This is a genomic window from Paenibacillus sp. FSL P2-0089 (genome assembly GCF_038595095.1).
GTDB classification, from domain to species: domain Bacteria; phylum Bacillota; class Bacilli; order Paenibacillales; family Paenibacillaceae; genus Paenibacillus_AQ; species Paenibacillus_AQ silagei.
Genome location: NZ_CP152006.1, coordinates 4,490,756 through 4,513,554 on the forward strand (window position 1 = coordinate 4,490,756; position 22,799 = coordinate 4,513,554).

The 22,799-nt window shown below is 55.1% G+C and carries 23 protein-coding genes; 7 read left to right on the plus strand and 16 right to left on the minus strand.

Annotated features, from left to right (window positions below; all coding sequences use genetic code 11):
- Positions 1–22 precede the first annotated feature (22 nt).
- On the plus strand, positions 23–1,378 hold the full coding sequence (locus NST69_RS18815) for a PFL family protein (protein ID WP_235192092.1): 1,356 nt from the start codon (positions 23–25) through the stop codon (positions 1,376–1,378).
- Positions 1,379–1,727: 349 nt separating this feature from the next.
- Here the strand turns inward: NST69_RS18815 and NST69_RS18820 are convergent, their stop codons facing one another.
- The 3 genes from NST69_RS18820 to NST69_RS18830 all read right to left on the minus strand — a co-directional run bounded on the left by NST69_RS18820 (position 1,728) and on the right by NST69_RS18830 (position 4,752).
- Positions 1,728–2,624: a sigma-70 family RNA polymerase sigma factor gene (locus NST69_RS18820; RefSeq protein ID WP_340958029.1), complete on the minus strand. Its 897-nt coding sequence runs from the start codon at positions 2,622–2,624 to the stop codon at positions 1,728–1,730.
- 106 nt (positions 2,625–2,730) lie between these two features.
- Positions 2,731–3,177: a carboxymuconolactone decarboxylase family protein gene (locus NST69_RS18825; RefSeq protein ID WP_036733003.1), complete on the minus strand. Its 447-nt coding sequence runs from the start codon at positions 3,175–3,177 to the stop codon at positions 2,731–2,733.
- A 120-nt stretch (positions 3,178–3,297) separates the two neighbouring features.
- The gene (locus tag NST69_RS18830) at positions 3,298–4,752 is read right to left on the minus strand and encodes a DHA2 family efflux MFS transporter permease subunit (protein WP_342546857.1); all 1,455 of its coding nucleotides are present in this window, start codon (positions 4,750–4,752) and stop codon (positions 3,298–3,300) included.
- 169 nt (positions 4,753–4,921) lie between these two features.
- Here NST69_RS18830 and NST69_RS18835 point away from each other — a divergent pair, with 169 nt between their 5' ends.
- Positions 4,922–5,365 (plus strand): MarR family transcriptional regulator, encoded by a 444-nt coding sequence (locus NST69_RS18835; protein WP_036732999.1) that lies wholly within the window; start codon positions 4,922–4,924, stop codon positions 5,363–5,365.
- Between the two features lie 31 nt (positions 5,366–5,396).
- On the opposite strand, the gene NST69_RS18840 is transcribed toward NST69_RS18835, so the two are convergent.
- Both NST69_RS18840 and NST69_RS18845 read right to left on the minus strand, forming a co-directional pair.
- Positions 5,397–6,836, minus strand: coding sequence for a response regulator (locus NST69_RS18840; protein ID WP_342546859.1), 1,440 nt, complete (start codon positions 6,834–6,836; stop codon positions 5,397–5,399).
- A gap of 382 nt (positions 6,837–7,218) precedes the next feature.
- Positions 7,219–8,094, minus strand: coding sequence for an SMP-30/gluconolactonase/LRE family protein (locus tag NST69_RS18845; RefSeq protein WP_342546861.1), 876 nt, complete (start codon positions 8,092–8,094; stop codon positions 7,219–7,221).
- Between the two features lie 135 nt (positions 8,095–8,229).
- Between NST69_RS18845 and NST69_RS18850 the strand changes: the two genes are divergently transcribed.
- Complete coding sequence (locus NST69_RS18850; protein ID WP_339257533.1) at positions 8,230–8,856, plus strand: GyrI-like domain-containing protein; 627 nt, start codon at positions 8,230–8,232, stop codon at positions 8,854–8,856.
- A gap of 2 nt (positions 8,857–8,858) precedes the next feature.
- Here NST69_RS18850 and NST69_RS18855 read toward each other — a convergent pair whose 3' ends face one another.
- The 5 genes from NST69_RS18855 to NST69_RS18875 all read right to left on the minus strand — a co-directional run bounded on the left by NST69_RS18855 (position 8,859) and on the right by NST69_RS18875 (position 13,192).
- On the minus strand, positions 8,859–9,524 hold the full coding sequence (locus NST69_RS18855) for a hypothetical protein (protein ID WP_036732991.1): 666 nt from the start codon (positions 9,522–9,524) through the stop codon (positions 8,859–8,861).
- Positions 9,517–10,203, minus strand: a complete 687-nt coding sequence (locus NST69_RS18860) for a hypothetical protein (protein WP_036732988.1) — start codon at positions 10,201–10,203, stop codon at positions 9,517–9,519. The genes NST69_RS18855 and NST69_RS18860 overlap by 8 nt, the downstream gene beginning before the upstream one ends.
- A gap of 33 nt (positions 10,204–10,236) precedes the next feature.
- A complete protein-coding gene (locus NST69_RS18865; protein WP_036732985.1) occupies positions 10,237–10,878 on the minus strand; it encodes a DUF4004 family protein in 642 nt (213 codons plus the stop codon).
- 170 nt (positions 10,879–11,048) lie between these two features.
- Positions 11,049–12,380, minus strand: coding sequence for a VWA domain-containing protein (locus NST69_RS18870; protein ID WP_342546866.1), 1,332 nt, complete (start codon positions 12,378–12,380; stop codon positions 11,049–11,051).
- 200 nt (positions 12,381–12,580) lie between these two features.
- A complete protein-coding gene (locus NST69_RS18875; RefSeq protein ID WP_036732979.1) occupies positions 12,581–13,192 on the minus strand; it encodes a 50S ribosomal protein L25 in 612 nt (203 codons plus the stop codon).
- 357 nt (positions 13,193–13,549) lie between these two features.
- Between NST69_RS18875 and NST69_RS18880 the strand changes: the two genes are divergently transcribed.
- On the plus strand, positions 13,550–13,825 hold the full coding sequence (locus NST69_RS18880; RefSeq protein WP_339249234.1) for a GNAT family N-acetyltransferase: 276 nt from the start codon (positions 13,550–13,552) through the stop codon (positions 13,823–13,825).
- 12 nt (positions 13,826–13,837) lie between these two features.
- Positions 13,838–14,695: a GNAT family N-acetyltransferase gene (locus NST69_RS18885; RefSeq protein ID WP_342546870.1), complete on the plus strand. Its 858-nt coding sequence runs from the start codon at positions 13,838–13,840 to the stop codon at positions 14,693–14,695.
- Positions 14,696–14,793: 98 nt separating this feature from the next.
- Here the strand turns inward: NST69_RS18885 and NST69_RS18890 are convergent, their stop codons facing one another.
- The 4 genes from NST69_RS18890 to NST69_RS18905 form a co-directional block, all read right to left on the minus strand.
- A complete protein-coding gene (locus NST69_RS18890; RefSeq protein ID WP_342546872.1) occupies positions 14,794–15,573 on the minus strand; it encodes a hypothetical protein in 780 nt (259 codons plus the stop codon).
- 2 nt (positions 15,574–15,575) lie between these two features.
- On the minus strand, positions 15,576–16,028 hold the full coding sequence (locus NST69_RS18895) for a flavodoxin (protein ID WP_036732971.1): 453 nt from the start codon (positions 16,026–16,028) through the stop codon (positions 15,576–15,578).
- A gap of 260 nt (positions 16,029–16,288) precedes the next feature.
- Complete coding sequence (locus NST69_RS18900; protein ID WP_036732967.1) at positions 16,289–16,654, minus strand: VOC family protein; 366 nt, start codon at positions 16,652–16,654, stop codon at positions 16,289–16,291.
- A gap of 105 nt (positions 16,655–16,759) precedes the next feature.
- Positions 16,760–17,578, minus strand: a complete 819-nt coding sequence (locus NST69_RS18905; protein ID WP_339249237.1) for a helix-turn-helix domain-containing protein — start codon at positions 17,576–17,578, stop codon at positions 16,760–16,762.
- Positions 17,579–17,858: 280 nt separating this feature from the next.
- Between NST69_RS18905 and NST69_RS18910 the strand changes: the two genes are divergently transcribed.
- Positions 17,859–18,722, plus strand: coding sequence for a class I SAM-dependent methyltransferase (locus tag NST69_RS18910; RefSeq protein ID WP_036732961.1), 864 nt, complete (start codon positions 17,859–17,861; stop codon positions 18,720–18,722).
- A 3-nt stretch (positions 18,723–18,725) separates the two neighbouring features.
- The gene (locus tag NST69_RS18915; protein ID WP_036732959.1) at positions 18,726–19,472 is read left to right on the plus strand and encodes an RluA family pseudouridine synthase; all 747 of its coding nucleotides are present in this window, start codon (positions 18,726–18,728) and stop codon (positions 19,470–19,472) included.
- Positions 19,473–19,519: 47 nt separating this feature from the next.
- On the opposite strand, the gene NST69_RS18920 is transcribed toward NST69_RS18915, so the two are convergent.
- Positions 19,520–19,963, minus strand: coding sequence for a MarR family transcriptional regulator (locus NST69_RS18920; protein WP_036732955.1), 444 nt, complete (start codon positions 19,961–19,963; stop codon positions 19,520–19,522).
- A 178-nt stretch (positions 19,964–20,141) separates the two neighbouring features.
- Positions 20,142–22,583 (minus strand): DNA gyrase subunit A, encoded by a 2,442-nt coding sequence (gene gyrA, locus NST69_RS18925; RefSeq protein ID WP_342546878.1) that lies wholly within the window; start codon positions 22,581–22,583, stop codon positions 20,142–20,144.
- Between the last annotated feature and the right edge of the window lie 216 nt (positions 22,584–22,799).

Here is a 22,799-nt window from a genome sequence, read left to right on the forward strand (position 1 = left end):
CGAGGGAGGAGCAAGGCTAGTGATCTCGATAGTAGAAGTTCAGGAGACGAATAAAATGATCCGGGAAATGAACCTGGATGTCCGCACCATTACGATGGGCATCAGCCTGATGGACTGCGCCCATACCGACATGAAGGTGTTCAACCAGAAGGTATATGACAAAATTACCCGCTCTGCCGAGAAGCTCGTGAAGACCGGCGAGGATCTGGAGCGCCAATTCGGGGTGCCGATTGTCAACAAACGGATCTCCGTAACGCCGATTTCGATTGCTGCGGGAGCTGTACATACCGATACCTACGTGCCTGTCGCCCAGATTCTGGACAAGGCCGCTAAGGAGGTAGGCGTCAACTTCATCGGCGGGTATTCCGCGCTGGTGCAGAAGGGCTGTACGAAGGGCGACCGGATTCTGATTGACAGTATTCCGGAAGCGCTGGCGGTGACCGAGAGAGTCTGCTCCTCCGTCAACGTCGGCTCCTCGCGGAGCGGCATCAACATGGACGCCGTGAAGCTGATGGGCGACATCATTCTCCAGACGGCGGAGCGCACCAAGGACCGCGACTCCATCGGCTGTGCCAAGCTGGTTGTATTCTGCAATGCGGTGGAGGATAACCCGTTCATGGCCGGTGCCTTCCACGGGGTGGGCGAACGGGAGTGTGTGATTAACGTTGGCGTCAGCGGTCCGGGTGTAATCAAGCGGGCGCTGGAAGAGGTGAAGGGTCAGGACTTCGAGACCCTGTGTGAGACGATCAAGCGTACAGCCTTCAAGGTCACCCGTGTCGGCCAGCTGGTCGCCCAGGAAGCCTCCAAGCGCCTGAATGTACCCTTCGGCATCATCGACCTGTCGCTGGCCCCTACGCCCGAGATCGGCGATTCCATCGCAGAGATCTTCCAGGTGATGGGCCTGGAGGAAGCCGGTGCTCCCGGCACCACAGCTGCACTGGCCATCCTTAACGACAATGTCAAAAAAGGCGGAGTCATGGCCTCCTCCTATGTCGGCGGCTTAAGCGGCGCCTTCATCCCGGTCAGTGAAGACCACGGCATGATCCAGGCGGTCCAGCGCGGGGCGCTGACTCTGGAGAAGCTCGAAGCTATGACTTGTGTCTGCTCTGTAGGCCTGGACATGATTGCCATTCCCGGCAGCACCAGCAAAGAGACCCTCGCAGGCATCATTGCCGATGAAGCCGCCATCGGCATGGTCAACAACAAGACCACAGCGGTCCGCGTCATTCCGGTCATCGGCAAGGACGTCGGTGAAATGGTCGAATTCGGCGGCCTGCTCGGATATGCTCCAGTTATGGCTGTCAACCCGTTCAATTGTGCGGGCTTCGTCAACCGCGGCGGACGGATTCCCGCGCCGATTCACAGCTTCAAGAACTAAGTGAGCATGCAGGCTTAATTGCATTCTGTACATCTAAACCTCCTGATTTTCAACCCATTCTGCGTTTAGTTGTATATCGTACATGTATAAGGCCGTTTTTTCTTACTACTCACCCTTTCAGGCAGAGTTAGTTGTACAGACTACACTTAGACGTGGCATGTGTGAATTTTTGCTGTTTTTAAGTGTACGTTCTACAACTATCCCTAAATTTCACTTGGAGCAAAAGACTTCCATCGAGGAAATGGGTGAGTTTTATTATTTTCTTTAACAACCAATAAGACACGCTGCCTTCCCTCTCCGGGGGCAACGTGTCTTATTGGTTGTTGTGCCGGGCATCAAGAAGCGGGCATCAGCGCTGCGGCAGCTCTGGCGGTACGATAATATGGGACAGCTTTGCAGGGTCCATCAGAAGATACAGGCTCTGAATCCGTTCCCCGCTGGAATCCGTACTCAGGCAGAGCACGCACTTCACCACTCCCTGATCGGTGAAAATCAGACCCGGCTCGCCGTTCAGCAGTCCGCAGGAAGGCTTCCACTCCCGCAAATAGTGCATAACCCGCTTCGAGGTCAGCAGTGCAGTAACTCCCCGGCGGCCGGTCATCGGCCGGAGAATCGTATGCACCTCGCGGCCTCCGCCGTCGGCAACCAGTACCGGATGCTCGCCCAGCAGCTCCAGCATGCCGCCAACGTCATAGGAGGTGAACGCGGCAGTGAAGCGCACCAGCAGATTCTCGGTGACTGCTCCATATCTGAGCGAGGGTAACCGGGAAGCCGGCTCTGTCTGCAGGATACGCTTGGCCCGGCTGAAGATCTGCCGGCAGTTGCTGCCCGACTTGCCTACCATTCCGGCAATGGCTTCATAGTCGTATTCGAAGGCCTCCCGCAGTACGAATACCGCACGTTCCGTGGGAGACAGACGTTCCAGCAGCACCAGAAAAGCATACGACAGATTATCCTTGCGTTCTGCCGCCGCTTCCGGGCCGTCATATCCCTCGCTTACCGGCTCAGGCAGCCACTCCCCGATATAAGTCTCTCTGCGGCTGCGTGCCGAGTTCAGCATATTGAGGCAGCGGTTGGTCACGCCTTTGGCCACATAGGCTTTGATATTCTGAATGCCGCTCCGGTCCCGGTGCTGCAGCTCGGCGAACATATCCTGCACCGCATCCTCTGCATCGGCAATCACGCCAAGCATCCGGTAGGCAATGGAGAAGGCATAGCCTTTATAGCTCTGATACAGCTCCTCCATACCGGGATTCTCCGCTGCAGGTGTCTTGGCCTGAGCCGTTATTTTACCCCTGTCCACTTCATGCCTCCCCCCTTCCTTACGATTCCGGCTGCTTCATTAACCAAAGTTAGCCGAAGCAGCCCGGGAACATCCCGGTTGTAATGGCAATCCGGTTCCAGCTGTTGATTGTATTGATCGCCATAATCCAGTCTACCAGTTCCTCTTCGCTAAAGTGCGTAAGCATCTTATGGTACAGCTCCAGCGGAACGCCAGCTTCGCTGATCAGCGTGACCTGCTCGGCGAATTCCAGCAGCACACGTTCCTTCGCACTGAATAACGGCGCTTCGCGCCACACACTCAGCAGCAGAATATGATCAGCATAGTTGCCCAGCTTCATCAGATCCTTGCCGTGCATATCCAGACAGAACGCACAGCCGTTGATCTGGGAGACCCTTATTTTAACCAGCTCATACAACACCTTATCCTTGCTGCGGCTTCCTGCATGCTGCTCCAGCGCCATCATTGCCCGGAATGCCGGGCCGTTAACCTCACGATAATTCATTCTTAGACTCAAATTAGGTCGCCTCCATTATGGTTGTATTGCTCTTCATAACTGTAGACAAGATAGAGCCGGAGATTGTGACACAATAAAAGCAGGACAGCGAAATTCCGCAGCCCTGCCCGTTTATTCATGTTATGCGCTCAGACTCTTGGCCCTGCGCGAGGAGAACAGCCGCCAACCGGTCAGGAGCGCCGATAACAGGCAGATCCCAGACGAAGCCAGGAAGACTGCATGCATCCCCGAGAGGAACAGCTCCGGACGTCCTTCTACCAGCCCGGTTACCCGGTAGCCCGCCTTGCTGCTCATTACATTGAACAGGATCGTGGTCGCTAAGGTAATTCCGACGACCATCCCCACATTACGGACCAGCGAATTCACGCTGCCTGCCGAGCCTAGCTGTGTTCGCGGCACCGTGGACATAATCAGCGAGTTGTTCGGTGAGCCGAACATCCCGCTGCCGATGCCGAGCATGGCGATCCAGACGCCGACCAGAATAACCGGACTGCCTTCATGCAGCCGGGCCAGCCCGAACTGGGCAACCACCATTACGATCAGCCCTGCGAAGGTGAGCAGCTCCGAACCGATTTTGTCCGACAATGCCCCGCTTAACGGAGCGACTATCACCATGCAGATCGGGTAGAGCATCAGCAGGAAGCCTGCATCAAAAGGGGACATGTTCAGCATATTCTGCGCATAAAACGGCGCGATGATATTGAAGCAGAAGTTCGAGACGAACACCAGAAAAGCACAGAATATGCTCAGTGAGAACAAGGGATTCCTAAACAGGGTAAGCTGAAGCAGCGGCTGGGCGCTGCGCTGCTCCACAATCAGGAAGACGATGAAGGTAATCACCGCAGCGGAGAGAGCGGCAATGATCCGGGTATCCCCGTATCCAAGCTGCTGGCCGAGCAGAAGTCCGGCGAACAGAGCGACAATGAAGACAGCAAACAGCAGGCTGCCGGGAGCATCAATCCCTGACTTCACGCGTACCAGATCCTTCGGCAGTACCTTCCAGCCCAGCGCAATCGCCAGAATCCCAATCGGCACATTCACCCAGAAAATGTACTCCCAGCCCATCGACGATACGATAATTCCGCCTAAGCTGGGCCCCGCTATACTGCCGAGGGACACGAAGGTTCCAATCAAACCGAGAGCCTTGCCGCGTTCCGTAGACGGGAAAATATCCGTAACAATGCCCTGGCTGTTCGCCATGGTCATCGAAGCACCGACCGCCTGCACTACACGGGAAGCAATGAGCAGCGGCAGGCTGTGGCTTAATCCGCAGAGCAGAGAGCCGATGGTGAAGACGACCATGCCCAGCTTGAACATCTTGATTTTGCCAACAATGTCACCCAGCTTCCCGAAGAACAGAATCACTGAACAGATCGCCATCAGATATCCGGTAGTCACCCACTCCACCTGGGCTACCGGCAGCCCCAGCTCCTTCACCAGCACCGGCAGCGCAATATTCACAATACTTCCGTCCAGTGTAGACATAAAAGTAAACAAGTTAAGAACGATCAGAATCAGCCAGCGCTTCTTCTGTATCCCGGCATCCTCCTGATAGGTCGCCTCTAAGCTGCTCATCCACTAACACCCTCTTGTATCAAATGTAATCTAGTTGCACACGCAACAAACTAATCCTTCACAGTGTACTGCAAATTAGTTGCGTGCGCAACAAAATTACGGTAAGATCTGAGTCAGGGCGGTATGCCTTAGGCAGGCTGCCGTTATAATCCTCAGCGAGGTGTCCATTGTGACTTTAAATAGAGAACCCATCGGGAAGCTGATCTCCCATCTTCACCGTCAGAACCAAAAAATACTGGCCAAGGAGCTGCTTCCCTACGGCATCGGCAGCGGAGGCCAGCATAGCTTCTTAAAGCTGGTGCTGAGTCATCCGGGGATCACCCAGGATCAGATGACCAGCCGGATTAAATGCGATAAAGCGACAACTACACGCTCCGTCAAGCTTTTGGAGGCCTCGGGATATATTGAGCGCCGGACAGATCCGACCGACCGGCGCTCCTTCCTGTTGTATCCAACTCCCAAGGCGCTCGATTTCGCCCCCGCCTTCCAGGCGCTGCTGGATGACTTCAACCGCGAGCTGTCCATGGACCTCACCGAGAGTGAGCTGGATACGCTGATAGATCTGCTCCATAAGGTCACCCGTAACTCAGACCGGCTGAACGGGCAGGGCTGAGCGTATTCATTAAGTGGAGAAAATCCAGCAGTCACTGCTGTCCCCCGTGTTTAGCCGCGAATAAGGCGCCTTGAAGCTGGCCTTCTGCGCGGAATTCACTCGGCAGCTTGCCGACATGCTCCCGGAACAGCTTGCTGAAATAACGGTCATCCCCGAAGCCGGACCGGCAGGCAATTTCACACACCGGGACAGGGGTCTCCAGCAGCAGTGCTTTCGCCAGCTCCAGGCGCATGCGCCGCAGGCATTCCCCGAAAGTCTCACCGGCAAAGCGGGCGAAGCACCGGCTGAAATAGCCGCGGCTCATATGGATAGCAGCGGCAACATCGCCCTGATTGATTTTATCGCCGGCATGGCTCTTCATATAACGCACAGCGCTAATCAGGCAGAGCATCACCTCTTGGCTCAGGCCCAGCTCAATCATCCGGCGCTGGACATACCCCGTGAACTGATGCAGCCAGACTTGCCAGTGCCGCCAGTGCCGGTTGCACTCTGCCGCCAGCGCGAGCTGCTGTGCTTCCTCCGCCGTAAGCAGCAGCCGGCTCCAGCCCCGCAGCAGCTCCAGGCCAAAGTCCACCACTGCCGCAGGGTCCGGCTGCTGCATCGCAACCCCGCTGAGGAACAGATCCCACTCTCTCCGCTCCAGCGTCCAGCGTAGATTCTGCGCCTGTACCAGCGCGGAAGGGACGCCCGTCTCCGGCCGTTGCCGCGCGGCCAGCGCCTGCAGTTCACTATAGTGCAGCCTCGGGAGCGCCTGGCCACCCGCCGCATAGAACAGCGCCTGCCGGGCTGACTGTTCCAGCACCGCAGCGATTCTCTTCAGCGGCTGACCGCGCACCCCCTCCAGCAGCGCCGCTGTCCAGCTTGTCCCAAGCACCGCTCCCAGCTCTCCTCCGATCCGCGCTGCATCCATAGGATACGGCAGCGGAGACAGCCACATCCCCGGCACAGCATGCAGCGTGGAATTCCTCACCAGAGACAGCGCATACAGCTGCTCTTCCTTCAGTTCCGGCGTAAGCGGCACATATAGCAGTGCTTTGTCCTCAGCGATTACTTTTTGCTCTGCCTTTGAAGGGGTGCTCTTGTTTCCGTCCTCCCACCTGATCCGCTCCACCAGTCTGCGGATAATTTCATCGGCATTCTCCGGCTCCAGCAGCGTTTTGACAATGTAATCCACCGCTCCCAGCCGCAGCGCCTCCTGCACATCATCGAATTCATGATGGCAGGTCAGCACCACGCAGCGTACCGCGGGATACCGCAGCCTCACCTCCCGGATCAGCTCGAACCCGGTCATCCCCGGCAGCGACAGATCCACGAACAACAGATCCGTCTCCTGCTCGCGCAGCAGCTCCAGTGCGGCATGCCCGTCTCTGGCCTCTCCGGTAATCACCACCCCGAAGGACGGCCAATCCAGCAGTGAGATGAAACCCTTGCGCACCAGACGCTCATCGTCTACGACAACAGCCTTAATCATCGAAGTCCTCCTTGCTTTTGATAGGAATAATGATGGATACCGGGTTCCGTCTTTCTCACCGCTCTTCGTGAAAGCGTTTCAATATATAGATACAATACCATATTTTGTTTATTCTGAAAATAAAAAGGCATGCACTTCAAGGCTTGAACTCGATGCTTGGTCGTCGCTGTGGTGAACCTCTGACTTCCGGCCGCTGTTGTCCACAGATTTCATGATTCTATACAACATAAAAAGAGCTGCTCACAGGCAGAATATCCGCCTTATAAACAACTCCGCTTGTATTTCTACTTCGCTATTTTAATCCTTCAGGCCTCATCATGCCCAACCACAATTTAAAGACTGATGCTCTACTAGGGCAAGCGACCCGCCCGCCTACCTTCACCTAAAAAGCCGCCCGATTAGCCTCCCGGCCCCTCACTCCCGGCTTGAACCGGAACAATCCGCCCGCCTGCGGCCAGCGTTCCTGCTCTTCTGCACTCATGTATCCGCGTGCCGTAGTGATGTATAGTTCGTCCAAATTCCCGCCGCCGAAGGTACAGGAGGTTACATAATGCGCCGGAACCTCAATTTTCTCCAGCTGCTCGCCTGTATGGGGATTCCACCGTGAGATACAGCCCCCGCGCCAGTGGGCGACCCAGAGCATGCCTTCACTGTCGATCGTCATGCCATCCGGCCAGCCTTCGCCTTCCGCCAACCGGATGACTGTCCGGCGCCCGCTTACCGAGCCGTCTGCCAGCGAATAATCCATTACATCGATCCCCTTGGTCAACGTGTCAATATAATACATGACCCCCAAGCTGTCGTTCCAGGCCAAGCCGTTGGAGATGCCGATCCCAGTCAATACCTGCCGGACCTCACCGGCGGATTCCATTACATACAGGCTGCCCTCTCTTCCCGTAAACCTTCTGTTCATCGAGCCGAACCACAAGCGTCCACGGCTGTCGCATTTGGCATCATTCAGCCGGTTACCGGGAATTCCGGTCTCCACCGCTGCCAACAGCTCCACAGGCTGATGCTCCATATATCTGTAGATCCCGTCCTCCATCGTCAGAATCCAGCCGCCGCGCTCCGCCGGTACGGCTGCACTTACCTTTCGCTCAAAGGAATGAATATCATCCGTCCCCTTGCCAGGGTCATAGAGATGTAATTCATTGCTGTCAACATCCATCCAATACAATCTGCCCTTCCTGTGATCCCAATGGGGACCTTCTCCGAGTGCCGCCTTCGCAGCAACCACGCATTCCATCGTTCCGCTCAACAAAAATCCTCCTCTACTAAATACTCTTTCTATGTACTACTGCTCTTCAGCCTCCAGCCGCCAACCTGACATACACCTGTCCGGTTCGCATGCTATGCTGAATGCAGCACAATCCTATGAACTGAGGTGACCTATATGAAATTCGAATGGAGAAAACAAGACAAAGCCCTATACCTCCCCCCTGCCGAACCGGGGCTGATTCAGGTACCCGCCTTCCCGTATTTCACCCTGCAGGGTGAAGGTAATCCCAACGGCAGCGCATTCGCAGAAGCAGTCGCTGTGCTGTATTCCTTATCCTACACAGTCAAAATGCTGCCGAAAAAAGGCCCCGCACCCGAAGGCTACTACGACTACACCGTCTTCCCGCTGGAAGGAGTATGGGATCTCAGCGAAGCCGGACGCCGCTTAGCCGCTCTTGATAAGAACGAGCTGGTATACACCATAATGATCCGGCAGCCGGATTTCCTGACCCCTCTGCTTGCTGCAGAAGTGCTGGAGCAGGTCAAGCGCAGCAAGCCGCACCCGCTGCTGGACAAGGCCGTCTTCGCCCGCATCGAAGACGGCCTGAGTGTACAAATGCTGCATATCGGCCCCTATGATGATGAACCGCACAGCTTCGCCAGAATGGAGCAATTCTGCTCTGCTCAGGGCCTGCTGCGGGAGTCTCACCTGCACCGCGAAATCTATATCTCGGATGCCCGGCGTGCCCGCCCGGAGAAGCTGCGAACCGTGCTGCGCTTCAAGGCCGCCCGGCAGGATTAACGCTACATTTTCACCGCATTCCTTACCGTTGAGCTCTTGTGCACCTCCAGCAACTCCCGGTACTCCACCGTCTCAATCTCGCAGCCGGGCCCGATCACAACGCTTCCGCCCCGGACGGTCTGCGCCTGCGTATGCTGAAGCTCGATCCGATCTCCTTCGATCAGCCGGGCCGCGAAGCTCATCTTCTTCCCGGGTCTAAGCAACGCGCCGGAACGGCTGCGCTTGATGGAGATGCTGCCGCCGCCGACCGTATCCGCCCTACAGGGGCCGAATAACGTCAGGTCGAGCCTCTCCGCATTTAATAGTCCGCTGACCTCCAGGACTCCGGTAATCTGCACCTGCTCTGCTTCACAATCGCCCGTAACTATGATCCCGCCGGTCAGCTTGATATCCTCAATCCGCAGCCCGCCGCCTGCCGTAAGCTCTCCTTGTCCGCGCAGGCTGGCTGCGTCTACCCGGCCCTTCACCTTGCACTCCCCGGTGATTTTGATATCCTGTACCCGAAGATTTCCTTCAACCGCTACCTCTCCGGTCTGCGCAAGCTTATGGCAGTCCACATCCCCGCTAAAGGTACATTCTCCCGTCACCTTTACATCCTTAAAAACTCCGCCGACAGAGCTTGACGTTCCGAGTATCTTCAGATCATGGCGTTCTACCGCTTCATTCACCGGTCTTCTCCTCCTTTCCCACCTGGGCACCGGGATGTACAGTCAGTCCCGTTCTATACTCCACCCGGCCAATCGAGCAGCCCTGTCCGATAATGACCGTACCGCCCCTCACTACATCTGCACTCGTGTATTCCAGATCTAGCGTATCTCCCTCGATGAGCTTGGCCCGCAGCCCGATTTTGAGCTTGGGGATCATTCCGCCGAGCAGTCTGCCCCAGGCCGCGTTACCTTTTTTGCGGATCACCAGGCTCTCCACGCCAATCTCCCCTGCCTCAGACTGACCCTGTAGCCCGAACTCCATCCGGCCCGCACTCAGCAGGCCCCCCACCGTGAATACCCCTTCACCGGTCAGCTCCTCCAGCTCACAATCGCCCTTCAGCTTCAGCATGCCGTCCATTACACAGCGCTCTCCCCGCAGACTGCCTTCTCCGTTCACTACTCCATTCAGCTTCATTTCACCAACCTGCAGATTGCCCTTCAGATTGAGAGTTCCGTTCATCTCCAGCTCATCGGCCGTGAGGTCACCCTTCTGCTTCATCACGCCGTCACAGCTATAGGTATGTGCGTGGAGCGCTCCGTTCATCTTACTGACACCGTTGATATTAACTTTGTTATATCTGCCTCCGGCAGCTGTGTTGACCCCATCCATCACCAGATCCGGCAGTTCATTCTTCTCCATGGTCCAGCCTCCTGTGGTTTACTGTTCCTTACTCTATAAGCCGTCTTCAGTCAAACGTCTATTCAGTAGTTCCGCCAGATCGGCAGAGCGAAGCCTGCTCACCAGCCGTACCCCCTCTTCGAAGGCCAGCCCCGCTCCCGGCAGTGCCATAATGAAGAAGCTAACCCCCATCTTCCGCAAAAAAAACAGCTCCCACCCCTTCTCCCCGTACCCCGGCGCATGACTCTCCAGCGTCTGATAGAGCCGGTCTGCTTCCTCCCAGCTGAGCTCCCCCTTACTGAGCAGCCAATCTGCCGCAAATACATTAAGAATCTGCTCGAAGCTCAGCGGTAAGCCCTCGGCCTCCGGTCTCCCGAACCGCTCCAGACTACCCGCCGAAACAATGTTACGTTCCTTTAGCTGGGATACAGTTAAGCTGATTCTGTACGAGGATGCCGGCTCTGACAGCTTATCCGCCAATTCATCCAGGGAGAGATCATCCTTCTTCTGTAAAATATGCTGTACCCGCCCCAAAATCCGCGCCCGCGGAAAAAAGGTCTCTTGTCCCGTAAAGGTAGATTTGCGGATGAACCATTCCTCAGGAATCAACTGCTTCCGCTTCCAGCGGTACAACTGCCCGTAAGAGATTCCTGTCTCATCGAGCAGCTCCTTTTTGGAGATTAAATCCTCTTCCATATCACCACTCCTTGCGCTCATCGTAACATAACACTGTTACGTTATAAACTGACAAGCTGCCTAAATCGCTCCCCTCCAGTGCAACAGCGCCTCCTCCTATCCACTCCTTCATAAAAAACAGAGCAGACCCTAGCCCTTACCGGCTTCGGATCTGCCCGCTATACTTCATTCTATGAACGCACAACGCCCTTCTGCCGGGCTTCACGCAGCCATTTCGGGTACTCGTTGAACAGCCGGTCATACAGGTCCTCATCGCTGACCTCGTCCAGATCATCCAGCGCGAAGAAATCGGCATTATCCACATAACGGCCCCGCAGATCGTCAAGCTCACGGAGTACGCCATAATCCGCATTGCCCAGTCCCACAAACTGCCAGAAGATATTATGCTTCGAGCTCTGGATCAGCAGCTTCGATATTTTGGGCGTCTCATAGATGCCCCCGTCGCTGAAGAAGACCACATATACCGGCAGGTCGCCCGGCTCCTCCTTCGTATATTTCTTGATCAGATCCGCCATAACCACCGGCTCATTGTTCCCGATGCCCAGTCCCCCGAACATCTTCGGTCCCGGATAGGTCCGCTTCACATAATCCTCATATCCGTGTTCATTCACGCTTGGCATTCTCTTACTCTTAGTGGCGAAGAACCAGACATCCAGCATTCCGTCATCATCCATCTTGGCAGCCACAGCCAGCACCCGTTCAAAAGCCCGCTGCACGACTCCCTTCGCATATAATTGCGCCATGGAGCCAGATGCATCGAACACCACGGCCACCCTTGCCTTCTCCTGGTCAAGATTCTTCTTGCGCAGTGAAATTCCGACCTGCTGCTTCAGAAGATCAATCTTCGTCAAATTCAGGGCAGGCCGGGGAGCCTCCTCCTGGACTGCTTCCTTAGGAGGTCCGCTGTATGCAGCCGCTGCTTCCGTATGGCCTGACACCGGTTGAGCCTCTGCTCCGCTGCCGTTCTCCGGCGCTTCGTCTTCCACCTCGACCCCGTGCGCTTCCGCCAGCGGCTTAAGTCCGCCATGAAAGCCCCGTCCAACCGCGCGCAGCTTGAAGCCCCCGCCATGGCGGTACAGCTCTGCCAGCACTAGCGAGGTCTCGGCGTTACCGTCCATAATTTCATATACCAGCTCCGTACCCTTCCCCGCCGCGCTGATTCTGCAGCCTCTGACATCGGCGAAGGTTCCGGGACCGTCCAGCGTAGCCGCGAAGACGCATTTATCAATGCCCGAGGCGCTAAGCGCACGCAGATCAATGGCGAATTCCCCGCTGTATTTATCGATAGGATTGAATACGACCGTGTGCTTAGGATCAGCTGGCTGATTATAAAAGATAAAGAAATCATCGGACGGAACCTTCCCGTTCCCGCCCACCATGAAGCAGCTGATATCCAGAATCGCCGGAGAACTGCTGCAGGATATCTTCACGGTTGCCTGGGTGGAAGCCTCGTCCAGCTTCGCATTGGAGCCGCTTACCAGCTTGATTATATTAGGATTCATGAATGCACTCTCCTACTCTCATATGTAATACCAGGATGTACCAGATTCCGCTTCCGCAAAAAGGAGCAGACCATTCCCTGCTAAGGATATGTCTGCTCCTGGTTGATCAAAGATTATGACTCTCCATATACAGCCGTTATCTCAGGCTGTCTGCGGAGTTCTCTGCATATAGAGATGCGATGGCTACAGCCAGAAAAGTCTTATTCTTCAGACTTCTCAGCTTCGGCTGCTTCCTCAGCTGGTGCGGCAGCAGCTTCATCAGCCGGCTCCTCCATCACGAGCGGAGGCGAGATCCGCACGATCAGCGTATCTTCAGGGGTAAGGATCTCCCAGCCTTCATGCTTCGGCAGATCGGACACCAGCAATTGATCACCGATATCGAGGCCGCTGATATCTACTTCGAGGTTTGCTTCCAGCTTGTCCGGCAAGGTCCGGATATCCAGCTCATACAGCTCCACCTGCTGCACGCCGCCGCTCTTGACGCCGATAGGATCACCTGTGAAGTGGAAGGCTACCTTGGTATCCAGATCAGCCTTCATGTCAATCTGCTGCAAGTCTACATGAAGCAGCGTACGGGATAACGGCTGGCGCTGCACTTCCTGAATAACCGCATTCTTCGAGCCGGAGCCCGGGAATTCCACCTTCAGGATGGCACGCGGATTTTTGCCGAGAATATCATTAAGTGTTTTGGCATCTGCTGAGAAGGACTGGGTATCTGAACCTGCACCGTAAACTACAACCGGTACAAAACCTTTGCTGCGCTGGGATGAATTCGATCCGGATCTTTCAGTCAAGCGTACTGTGGTATTCATGATATTTCCTCCTAATAGTTTTTTGAGCGCTACGCCCTTCGTTAAGAAAGCCGGGCAAGTTGCCGGGGGCGGCGTACGCCAAGTAGTGTCAGCATAGCTGCATTAAAAAACAAGACCAATTAGCTCTTATGTCTAATCAGTCTCTTATTAACCATATTTGCCCGCTATGGAATCAGTATAGCACCGGGAAAAGAACAAGTCAAAATAGGGTAAAATTCAAATCCAATCCATATTTATAAATGATTACGCTAAAATCACCTGCTGTAAATGACCTATGGTACCTCTCTTCCCCTTTCTCGCTTTTTGCCGCACAGGGTAGTAAAATAAAACCACTATACCCGAATGGAGTGAAGATACATGGAACAGATTGCTAAGGGAGAAGAACGTTTCTATATCGCTGGTGACGGGAAGGACCTGGCTGAGATTACATACAGAACTGAAGAGAACACAGGGAATCTGGTGATTGACCATACCTTTGTCTCCGAAGATCTGCGCGGCCAGGGGGCTGGAGAGAAGCTCGTGCGGGCGGTCGTTGACCTGGCCCGTGAGCAGAGTGTCAAGATTGTACCGGTGTGCCCGTATGCGGCCCATCAATTCGAGAAGCACGAGGAATACAAGGATGTGCTCAAATAGGAGGAAGAACGTTTGACGAATACAGATACACTGAAACAGATTGAAGAGCTGCAGCAGCGCTGCGAGCAATATGAGGGCATTGCCTTGAAGCTGAACTGGGACATGCTCCGGCATCCAGGAGAAGCAGGCGGTGCGAAATACCTGGTGACCTATGAAAAGGATGTGCTGACCGGATACATCGGCCTGTACGGCATCAGCGGTGATCTGGAAGTATGCGGCATGGTTCGGCCGGGCTACCGCCGCCGGGGGATCTTCAGCGCCCTCTGGAAGCAGGCAGAGACCATCATCCGGCAGGAAAAAGTGAAGACGCTGCTGCTGAACACACCTGCGGCTTCGGCTTCAGGCAATGCCTATCTGAAGACCTTGCCGCTTGCCTTCAGCCATTCGGAGTTTCAGATGAAATGGGATGGTAAGGGCAGCAAGGTTAGAGCCTCAGAGGCCAGCTCGGCCTCAGGCAATGTCATGCTCCGGCCTGCACGTCCGGAGGAGACCCCGCTGCTCATCGCCTTCGACTGCGACGGGTTCCAGATGACCGAAGAGGATGCCGCAGAAATGTATGTGCAGCACGAACAGGAAGGCTCCCAGGAGCATATCATCATTGAGCTCAGCGGCCAGCCCGCCGGCAAAATGCGCCTGTGGTCCGAGGACAACGAAACCTGGATCTACGGATTTGTGGTAGACAAGAAGCTGCGCGGTCTCGGCATCGGCCGGAGTGCCCTGCAGCAGACCATTGAGCGGGAGCAGCGGAATTATAACGGGGTGAACCTGGAGGTTGCGCTGGATAACCCGAATGCGCTGCGGCTCTATGAGAGCTGCGGATTTGTCGTTCAGAGCCAGCAGGATTATTACACCTATCCTTTGAACAGCTAGCATTTGAATAAACAATCCAAAAAGCATCCCCTCACGGTCAAATGACCCTGAAGGAGATGCTTTTTGTATCGTCTCCAATTCCAATTCATCGTCTGCTTCTACATCAGTCCGTAGCCCCGCACCTGGGCTTCATCCCGGTCGCTGCGGCGGTTGCTGCATTTCACGCAGCCTGCTGCCTGTTCCTCCCGTTCCAGGAAGACAGACAGCAGGCGCACATAATCCAGCGATTCCTGCAGGGGCATTCCTGCCCCGTCATATAGCTGCCTGCGGCCATCCAGCAGCGAGTAGATGGCGATCGTCTCCGCCGGCTTCCCGTAAGCCTTATGGCAGAATACATTCGCCATATGCAGAAATCCGGTAATCACCTGCGGGTCAGCATGTACCATGAATTTCTGGATATTCAGACTGCGTCCCGTAAGCTTCGAATTCCAGGCCAGCTGAAAAATCACCGCCAGCTCAATCTCAAGCTCCCGGACAGGAACATGCCACTGTTCGAACCGCATCACCGGAATCTCTCCGGTGTAACTGCCTGCGACAATCCGCATCAGCTCATCAGCCACCGCCTGCTTGACATCCCAGTAATGCATCAGGGAAGGAAAAGCATTGCCCTTCGGCGGCCAGCGGCGCTCCAGCAGAAACTGGACAGGCGTCTCCCGGCGCACCTCGGGCCGCAGACTGTAGTAGTCATTAAGCGTATGTCCGACTGCAAATTGAACCTGTTGTCTCCAGCGGGGAAGTCCGGTAGCGGGAGCTCCGCTGCCGGCCGCCTCGGCCCCGCCCAGCATGATGTGCTCCATGCGGTAATCGTTCAGACGTCTGTACCGGCCAGCTTCAGCATCCGGCTTCGTTCCTGTGAAGTCTCCTGCCGCCGCGCCCATCCTTAAGAGACCGCCGCACAGATCTCGATGAACTGGCGCCCGTAAGTGCGGCAAGCCTCTTTTTCCGCTGCATTCGGACCGTATTCAATCTTCAGGCTGGGCTGCACAATCTCGGCCCCGCGCTCCTTCAGCTTCTCTTCAATCTGATCCACTGCTCCGCAGTAGATCGCATACCCGGTGTCTCCGCTTCCGAAGGCCGCCGCCTTACAGGCGCTGAGATCCAGCTCATCCAGCTCTTCATAGAAATCCAGGAATTCATCCGGCAGCTCGCCGTCTCCCCATGTGTACGCACCCAGCATTACAGCCTCATACGCTTTTATCTCATCCGCATTGCAGTCCATGACCGATTTCAGTACGGCCTCTCCGCCTGCCGCGCGTATTCCTTCCACGATCAATTCAGCGATTTCCTCCGTATTGCCAGTCAAGCTGGCATATGCCACTAGCACTTTAGCCATGACTTTTATCCTCCCAGGGTCCAAATGAAATGTATTCTCTATAATCCGGTCCCTTAAGCAGACCGCATCTTACTTACCTTAATACTGTGTTAATCTCATTCTATTTGATAATGATTATCATTGTCAATATTAAAAAAGCGATCCTTCTCTTATCCTGGCCACCCTTGCCGCATAATACAAGCAGCGCCAGTCCAGGACATAACTGCTGCCCGGAGCTGACGCTGCTTAGTATTACTATTATCATATGATGTGTGGAACGATTAATATCCGCCTTCCAGCAAGGTAATTGCGTTGCCGTCGGGATCACGGAAATTCATCTCTTTACCGCCGTACTCCATGGTTGCAGGAGGCTGGCAATCCAGTCCTTTCGCCTTCAGCTGCTCATACGTTTCGTCCAGACTGCCGCAGGAGAATACCAGATTAACGGTGCCGGTGGTAAGGTTCTCCCACTTGTCTGCGTTCCATATAATGATGCCGGGCTGGCTGGCGTCTATCGCAATTTTGGCCCCGCCAGCTTCTCCATAGCCCTCGAATGGAACCGGAATGCCCAGTACCTCCGAATAGAATGCTACCAGAGCTACGGGGTCTTTACTGTACAGGTTGATGCCGTCAAAAGCTGTAATCATAATGATATCCTTCCCTTCATTGCTTGTATTGTGATCGGGCTGGTGTCAGCCGTTCTATCCTCATTGTACTTCTGCCTGAATAGCTTGTATTGCAAAAAAACGACATCAGCGCCGGGCATGACTCAGCGCATCCAGCGGAGTTCTGCCTGCGAACTTCTTGAAATTGTTGATCAAATGCGACTGGTGGCTGTACCCGTAGGTGAACACCATATCCTGCATTACGCCCTTGGTCTGGGAGGAACGGTACAGGTCACGCCAGACATTCTGGAAACGGATAAGATCGGCCACCTTTTTGGGCGGAAGGCCGATATGCTCCCGGAACAGCCGTTCAAGCTGGCGGCTGCTTAAGCCCGAGCTGCTCTCCAGCGCCCCTGCCGTCATGATCCCACGTGCTGTAAGCAGCCTGTGGACCGCGTTCATCATCCCGTCACTGCTGCGGTTTCCCCGCTCCAATCTCCGCAAAAGGAATGCTTCAGCAGCAGCGATGCGCTCAGTCATTGTGCGGATATGCTGGAGCCTGTCTCCCAGCTCCTTACGGAAGGTTCTGAAATAATACTCTACCGGAACATGAACATTCAATACCTCCGTCAGCGGCTCGTCTGCGAACAAATGAACGGACCAGAAATGAAACCGGATGGCGAAACGCTCTGTCGTAACAGGTTGTGCTGCTTGTCCTGCCTCAAACGGAGTGTCGTTAATCCCGCAAAAAATCCCGCCGGACTCCCCTGTCCGCTCATCCCATTCCCATATGATGTCCATGCAGCTATCAGGTATGATAGTCTCCGTCTGCTGCGGCAGCCGGGGCTGTGCTCCTGATCCCCAGTAGCAGCGGATATACGGCTGAAGCAGCCTGCCCGGCAGATACTCGCCGCCCCCGGCCGGATTGGCCGTTATCGGATGATACAGCGCCGAAAGATTATACATCCCAGTGCAGCCTCCTTCCTTTGCTGTAACCTTGTATTCAGATCATACACAATCCCTGTACGAAGTGCCAGAACACCTGCTTTTCGATTGGCCAAGCCCCCTGCTTACTGAATGATTATGTTGCAAAATGATCTGCCCTGCTTTTCCTGGTAATATTATACGCCTCTTGCTTGTTGGCTACACTGGGAATAGTCGCTGCTTTGCAACCATTTTGTTTGTAGCTGCAGGCTTAAATGTTGTACAATAAAGGCTAAATGACTTTTTGAAGGATGGATTAATAATGTATCTAGCCAGTGATTGGAAAGACTATGAAGTGATCGATACCGGGGGCGGGGAGAAGCTCGAACGCTGGGGCGATATTATCCTGCGCCGGCCGGACCCGCAGATCATCTGGCCGCTGGCCAGCGAGAGCGCCAAATGGCGGGATGTACACGGACATTATCACCGCAGCTCCGCCGGTGGCGGGCAGTGGGAGATGAAGAAGACGATACCGGAGGACTGGAAAATCAGCTACGGCAAGCTGAAGTTCCACCTCCGTCCAACGAACTTCAAGCACACCGGGCTGTTCCCGGAGCAGGCGGCCAACTGGCGCTGGATGATGGACAAGATCGCAGCGGCTAACCGGCCGATCTCCGTCCTCAACCTGTTCGCTTATACCGGCGGAGCCACTGTTGCGGCAGCAAGTGCCGGAGCCTCCGTCGTGCATGTCGATGCAGCCAAGGGGATGGTTCAATGGGCCAAGGAGAATGTAGCCCTGTCCGGTCTTGCCGACAAGCCGCTCCGCTTCATTACCGATGATGTATTCAAGTTCGTCCAGCGCGAACAGCGCCGCGGCAGCAAATATGATGCTATTATTATGGACCCGCCGTCCTACGGAAGAGGGCCGGGCGGAGAAATGTGGAAGCTCGAATCCAGTCTTTATCCGTTCTTGGAGAGCTGCATGGAGATTATGAGCGACCGTCCGTTATTCATGCTGATTAACTCCTACACGACCGGCATCTCGCCAACCGTACTGCGCAACATGCTGTCAATGACGATGGGCAAGCGCTATGGCGGCAAGCTGAATTCCGGTGAGATCGGCTTGCCGATTACAGCCTCCGGCATGAATCTGCCTTGCGGGATTCTGGGCCGCTGGGAGGCGTAAGCCATGACCGGAACGAATAACGGCGCAGCAGGAGAATCCGGCAGCAGCCCCTCCCGGTTCGAGATTCTATATGAGGACAACCATCTGCTCGGCATTGTGAAGCCTGTGAACATTCCCGTTCAAGAGGATGCTACAGGCGACCCGGATCTGCTGACCCTGCTGAAGGAAGATGTGAAGGAACGCTACGCGAAGCCGGGCAACGTCTTCATGGGCCTGGTTCACCGGCTGGACCGGCCTGTAGGCGGTGCGATGATCTTTGCCAAGACCTCGAAGGCAGCCTCCCGGCTATCCGAGAGTGTGCGCACCCACGCCTTCCAGAAGGTCTATCTGACAGTGGTGCATGGTCAGCTTCCGGGCGCAGAGGCCCGGCTGGAGCATACGCTGCTGAAGGACCCTAAGAGCAATACCGTCCAGGCCGTCCGGGAGGGAACGCCAGGCGGCAAGCAAGCCATCCTTGATTATACCGTGATTGGTACGGCAGAAGGCTATTCGCTGGTGAGGATTGACCTGCTGACCGGCCGCTCCCACCAGATCCGCGTTCAGCTCAGCGATGTTGGATGTCCGCTATATGGAGATCAGAAGTACGGCGCGGCCGTGAACAGACCGGGACAGCAGATTGCCTTATGGTCTGCACTCACCCGGTTCCCGCATCCGGTGACCAAGGAAGAAGTCGAGCTGCTCTCCCTGCCTCCCCGTTCCTATCCCTGGAATCTTTGGACTCCGCAAATGCAAAAGCAGGCTATCCTTTAACGGACAGCCTGCTTTTTTGCATGATCATATAGGTTCTCAGTAGGTGCTTATACGGACTGTACCGAAGCTGCGTCATCCACGGCCGGGGCAACCGCCATCTTGCCCATGAGGTAGAGCAGCAGCTGCTGATTATGGGAGGAAATGGGGTCCAGCGCTTCTGCAAAAAAATCACTGCGGACCTTCAGTCCGCGCAGCGTCTCCCGCTGGCCTGTCTCGGTGATGCTCACCCAGACAATTCTGCGGTCTGAGGCATCGCGTTCACGGACAATCAGATTATGCTTCTCCATCCGGTCAAGCAGCATCGTTACGGCCGCCGGGCTGGTGGCCAGATGAGGGGCCAAATCAGAAGGCTTCATCGCATCACGCTCCTGCAGTAATTCCAGTACGGTAAGCTGGGCATCAGTCAGTGTAGGGGCAAGCTTGCTGTCCATATGTAGCTTATAGTCCTTTAATATCTTATGCCAGATTTTACTGAATTCAGTGGAGTGCACACTTATTCCTTCCTTTCCTGCGGATCTCTATAAGGTATATTTACTTTTTCGCCAGAAAAATTCCAAATCCTTCAAGGCCAAAAAATAAAATCATATCTGCAACTATTCCCCCCAAATTAAAAGCGCGGGCAGCCTGTTACTCCTGAGCTGCCCGCGCCGTTCCATGCGGTATTATATTTTACTTGACTGCCTGAAAAAGAATGGCGATCTCGTCCTTCTTCTCGACAGCAACCAGCTGCTTGCCTGTAGAACGGCGTTCAGCAATCGGTGCCGATTCGGAAGAGAAGGAATGTACCGCGCCGCTCTGGGTGATGGCGGTCACCTCCAGCGGCTCCTTGCAATAGAATGCGCCTGCCAGCCTGCTGCCGTTCGGGCGGACACGCTTGCCTTCCTTGAACTCGAAGGTTGGCATCCCTTTGCCTCCGCGGCTCTGTGAAGGATAATCCACCATCAGGGAGCGCTTGGCATAACCGATGTCAGATATCGCCAGGATCTCACCTTCATCCTCGCTGACCCAGAAGCAGGAGACCACCTCATCTCCTTCACGGAGCTGAATTCCCCTAACTCCTGTGGCCACCCGGCCCATAGGATTCACTTCATTCTCACGGAAACGGATGCTCATGCCCTCACGGGTAATCAGCACGATGTCCTTGTCACCCCTGCTGTGCGCCACTGTAATGATCTCATCGCCTTCGGCCACCTTACAGGCGGCAACGGCTCCGGAACGGCTTGTAGAGTACTCCTTGAGCTCGGTACGCTTCACCTGCCCCTTGCGGGTGATGAAGACCAGACTGGCCAGCGGGTCCTCCAGGTTGCCGACCGGCAGTACACTGACGACACTGTCTCCCTTATTCAGTCCGATCACGTTGACGATGGCCGTCCCCGAATCTTTCCATTTGAATTCTGGAATCTGGTGCACGGGAAGCAGGAAGTATTGACCCTTGCGGGTGAATACGAGCAGGCTCTCCCGGGTATTCAGATCCAGCAGCTTGACGATATGATCGCCATCCTTGACGCCTGAAGAGTGGCGCTCCCCGCCCGAACGGGTGAAGGACAGCATGCCGGTCCGCTTGATATAGCCGTCCGCAGAGAGCGCAACCAGCACATCCTCCGCATTGACCAGAACCTCCATGTTAACCTTAAGCTCCTCTACCTCTCCCTGAATCAGGGAACGGCGGTCGATTCCGTATTTGTCACGGATCTCCAGCAGCTCCTTGCGGATAACGGTAATCAGCTTCTTGTCGCTGTCCAGAATCCCCTGGAGCACAGCAATCCGGGCCAGCATCTCATCCAGCTCCTTCTGCAGCGAATGAATCTCCAGATTGGTGAGACGGTAGAGCTGCAAGGTGAGGATAGAATCAGCCTGTCTTTCGCTGAAGCCGAACATCCATACCAGATTATTCTGGGCATCCTGGCGGTTCTTCGATGCCTTGATGGCAGCGATCACTTCGTCCAGAATATTCAGCGCCTTGACCAGTCCCTCTAAGACATGGGCACGGTCCTCCGCCCGTTCCAGATCGAACCGGGTACGGTGAGTGACCACTTCGCGCTGATGGGCAATGTAAGCTTCAAGGATCGCTTTGAGCCCCAGCTGCTGCGGAGCCTTGTTAACGATGGCTACCATGTTGAAGTTGTAGGTGACTTGGAGATCGGTTTTTTTGAGCAGATAGGCTAAGACGCCTTGTGCATCTGCCTCCTTCTTCAGCTCCACCACGATGCGCAGGCCCTCACGGCCGCTCTCATCGCGGACCTCGGCGATCCCTTCAATTTTTTTCTCCAGACGGATGTTCTCCATGGAGGTCACCAGGCGTGACTTCACGATCTGGAAAGGCACCTCGGTGATCACGATCTGCTGCTTCCCGCCGCGCAGATTCTCAATCTCCGTCTTGGAACGTAGATAGATACGGCCTTTGCCGCTGCGGTAAGCATCCATAATGCCGTCTCCGCCCATAATGGTTCCGCCTGTCGGGAAGTCCGGCCCCTTGATGAAGGTCATGATATCCTCAAGCGCAATGTCCGGCTTCTGCATGACCGCGATGCAGGCGTCGATGACTTCCCGCAGGTTATGCGGTGGAATCTCCGTGGCGAATCCGGCCGAAATCCCGCTCGTCCCGTTCACCAGCAGATTCGGATAACGGGAGGGAACAACCACCGGCTCCTTGGCCGTATTATCGAAGTTGTCCTTGAACAGTACGGTGCGCTTCTCAATATCGCGCATCATCTCCATGGCAATCGGAGACAGACGCGCTTCTGTGTAACGCATCGCCGCTGCCGGGTCATCATCCATGGAACCCCAGTTGCCGTGTCCGTCTACCAGCACATGCCCCATCTTCCACGGCTGTGCCATCCGCACCATCCCGTCGTAGATCGAGGAGTCCCCGTGGGGATGGTAGTTACCCATGACATCACCGACGGTTTTGGCTGACTTGCGGTATGGCTTATCCGGCGTATTGCCGGAATCGTACATGGCATACAGAATCCGGCGCTGCACGGGCTTCAGCCCGTCGCGCACATCGGGGATCGCCCGGTCCTGAATGATATATTTGGAATACCGGCCAAACCGGTCACCCACGACCTCTTCCAGAAAAGCCGGCAAAAATTGCTCTGATAAACTGCTCATATCCTCTTCACCTTCTGTTCCTCATTCTGTCCGCGTTTTTAAAGCTTGATGATCTGACCGCTGCGCTCTTGCGTTATTGAATTCAAAAACCAAACAATATTTTGATAACAGGTAAGATCGTAACTGCGGTGATTTTGGACTTCCGGCCGCTGTTGTATTTAGATTTCTGATTCATAGGCCTAGCGGATGAAATCTAAATACAAAGGCGGACGCTGA

Excerpts from the sequence above, each read along its gene's own strand:
- NST69_RS18850 (WP_339257533.1), top strand. The coding sequence starts at position 8,230 with ATGAAATTCGAATGGAGAAAACAAGACAAAGCCCTATACCTCCCCCCT.
- NST69_RS18880 (WP_339249234.1), top strand. The coding sequence starts at position 13,550 with ATGGAACAGATTGCTAAGGGAGAAGAACGTTTCTATATCGCTGGTGAC.
- NST69_RS18865 (WP_036732985.1), bottom strand. The coding sequence starts at position 10,878 with ATGGAAGAGGATTTAATCTCCAAAAAGGAGCTGCTCGATGAGACAGGA.
- NST69_RS18830 (WP_342546857.1), bottom strand. The coding sequence starts at position 4,752 with ATGAGCAGCTTAGAGGCGACCTATCAGGAGGATGCCGGGATACAGAAG.
- NST69_RS18820 (WP_340958029.1), bottom strand. The coding sequence starts at position 2,624 with ATGGAGGAGCTGTATCAGAGCTATAAAGGCTATGCCTTCTCCATTGCC.
- NST69_RS18910 (WP_036732961.1), top strand. The coding sequence starts at position 17,859 with ATGTATCTAGCCAGTGATTGGAAAGACTATGAAGTGATCGATACCGGG.
- NST69_RS18915 (WP_036732959.1), top strand. The coding sequence starts at position 18,726 with ATGACCGGAACGAATAACGGCGCAGCAGGAGAATCCGGCAGCAGCCCC.
- NST69_RS18860 (WP_036732988.1), bottom strand. The coding sequence starts at position 10,203 with ATGGAGAAGAATGAACTGCCGGATCTGGTGATGGATGGGGTCAACACA.
- NST69_RS18890 (WP_342546872.1), bottom strand. The coding sequence starts at position 15,573 with ATGGGCGCGGCGGCAGGAGACTTCACAGGAACGAAGCCGGATGCTGAA.
- NST69_RS18840 (WP_342546859.1), bottom strand. The coding sequence starts at position 6,836 with ATGATTAAGGCTGTTGTCGTAGACGATGAGCGTCTGGTGCGCAAGGGT.
- NST69_RS18895 (WP_036732971.1), bottom strand. The coding sequence starts at position 16,028 with ATGGCTAAAGTGCTAGTGGCATATGCCAGCTTGACTGGCAATACGGAG.
- NST69_RS18900 (WP_036732967.1), bottom strand. The coding sequence starts at position 16,654 with ATGATTACAGCTTTTGACGGCATCAACCTGTACAGTAAAGACCCCGTA.
- gyrA (WP_342546878.1), bottom strand. The coding sequence starts at position 22,583 with ATGAGCAGTTTATCAGAGCAATTTTTGCCGGCTTTTCTGGAAGAGGTC.
- NST69_RS18875 (WP_036732979.1), bottom strand. The coding sequence starts at position 13,192 with ATGAATACCACAGTACGCTTGACTGAAAGATCCGGATCGAATTCATCC.
- NST69_RS18905 (WP_339249237.1), bottom strand. The coding sequence starts at position 17,578 with ATGTATAATCTTTCGGCGCTGTATCATCCGATAACGGCCAATCCGGCC.
- NST69_RS18870 (WP_342546866.1), bottom strand. The coding sequence starts at position 12,380 with ATGAATCCTAATATAATCAAGCTGGTAAGCGGCTCCAATGCGAAGCTG.